At 48.5% G+C, this 2110-nt stretch carries 1 protein-coding gene and 1 pseudogene; both read left to right on the forward strand.

Annotation, left to right across the window (positions count from 1 at the left end; translation table 11 throughout):
* On the forward strand, window positions 1-828 hold an 828-nt coding region (locus WBV75_RS12195; RefSeq protein ID WP_424120867.1), incomplete at its 5' end, for a ribonuclease E/G.
* 92 nt (window positions 829-920) lie between these two features.
* Window positions 921-2110 (forward strand): annotated as a pseudogene (locus WBV75_RS12200) (glycogen debranching protein); the annotation flags it as partial.

The following is a 2110-nucleotide window of genomic DNA, read 5'->3' on the forward strand; positions in this document are numbered from 1 at the left end:
GTCTTTAACGACTCTTTTACCGGAATTCATGTGGACGATGAAACGCTTTACAATCAGATCACAGATTACCTGCATGAAATAGCCCCTGAAAAAGAATCCATTGTCAAGTTGTACTCGGCAAGTGTTCCGATTTTTGAAAAATTCGGAATAGAACGCCAGATCAAAACTTCTTTTGGGCGAACAGCCTCTATGAGCAGAGGCGCCTACCTGATCATCGAACATACAGAAGCATTGCATGTCATCGATGTCAACAGCGGGAATCGCTCGAACAAGGCGAAGAACCAGGAAGATACTGCCCTTGAAGTCAATATACTGGCAGCTTCTGAAATCGCCAGGCAATTGCGACTGAGAGACATGGGAGGGATTATTGTCGTGGATTTCATCGATATGATACGGCCGGAACATCGGAAGAAATTGTTCAACCACCTCCGGGACGAAATGAAGGATGATCGCGCGAAGCACAAAATCCTGCCTCCGAGTAAATTCGGACTGGTTCAAATCACCCGACAGCGGGTACGACCTGAAGTCAATATTAAAACGACCGAAGCGGATCCGAGTGGACAGGGACAGGAAGTGGAAGCTCCAATCGTACTTATTGAAAAAATAAACGATACGCTCGAGCGGCTTCTCAAATCCAATGGAAAAGACAAGACTATTACGCTTAATGCACACCCTTTTATAGCGGCTTATCTGACCAAAGGATTTCCATCCATACGCTCCAAATGGTTTCTGGAGTATAAGAAGTGGATTAAAGTTATGCCCAGGGATGCCTACACTTATCTGGAATATCAGTTCACAGACCGGGAAGGCAACCCGATAGAATCTTAAAAACAGCCTCCGCATGGAGGCTGTTTTTTTTTGCCCTTACTGCAGATTAATCCGCATCCCTTTCATTGCCTTGTATTGTTTATTTTTACTATATGTATAAATACCCGGTCATATCATTGATGCGCCACTGGTACGCCTTACTTTTCGCACTGCTATGTGTCGCTTGCTCCAATGAGGAGGGCCCCACAACGAATCATTTTGAAGCCATCCTTAGCGACAGTCCGCGCATTCCAGGCACAAAAGCCTATTTGAACAGTCCTTTTGTCACGGCTGGGGACCGCGTCTATCTGGTGGGGCACCAGGATGGAAGTTTTCCTGAACTGGGCTGGCATATAAAAGGAGAAATGGGCGGGATCTGGAACCATCCCATTAAACTGATGGATGGTTTTCAGGCCGTTCTGATCGAAAATGAGCGTCGCATCCCCCTGGAAAAAGCGTCGGCTTTTGTCAATTTTCCAATGGCCAATAAACACCTGTATACCCTGGAAGGTGAAGACCTGGAGGTCAACCGGTGGCAATTTGCACCGGATGGAAAACAAGGACTTGTAGTTCAATACAGCATTCAGAATACAGGAGCAACCAACCGTATCGTTACCCTGGAATTTACGGGATTCTCCGATTTACGCCCTACCTGGCTGGGGGAGCGCAGCGGGATGCTCGACCATCCGGATCAGGCTGTTTATGACTCAGATTCGCAGACGTGGAGCATGAGAGATTCGGGAAACCCATGGCATCTGATATTCGGGGCCGGGTTGCCAGGGGACGCTCAGGAGGAAAGTGCGGATCGGTACTCAGGCCAGGGTAAAGCAGGGACACTCCGGTATGTGCTTAGCATACCCCCGGGAGCTACTCAGGCGGTGAATTTTGTGATTGCCGGATCGTACACCTCAGAATCCGATGCGCGGGCTACGTATACCGATCTTGAGCAACACGCCACCAGCCTTCTCCGGGAAAAATCGGAGAGATATCAACGGCTCGCCGCTAAATCTAAACTTACCACGCCTGATTCTTTACTGAATGAAACCTTTGAATGGTTGAAATATAATTCGGACTGGCTTATTCGGGAGGTCCCGGAGATCGGCCGGGGCATTACAGCGGGAATCCCGGATTACCCCTGGTGGTTTGGCGTCGATAGTGAATACGCCCTGCAGGGCTATATGGCCATCGGACAGGATGAAATCGTAAACCAGACGATTCAACTTATAGACAGTGTTTCCGAAGCGGTCAATGGCAATGGCAGAATTATCCACGAAATGTCTACCAATGGCGTGGTCTTCAACCC

The organism is Robiginitalea sp. (genome assembly GCF_049588695.1).
In the GTDB taxonomy this organism is placed as follows: domain Bacteria; phylum Bacteroidota; class Bacteroidia; order Flavobacteriales; family Flavobacteriaceae; genus Robiginitalea.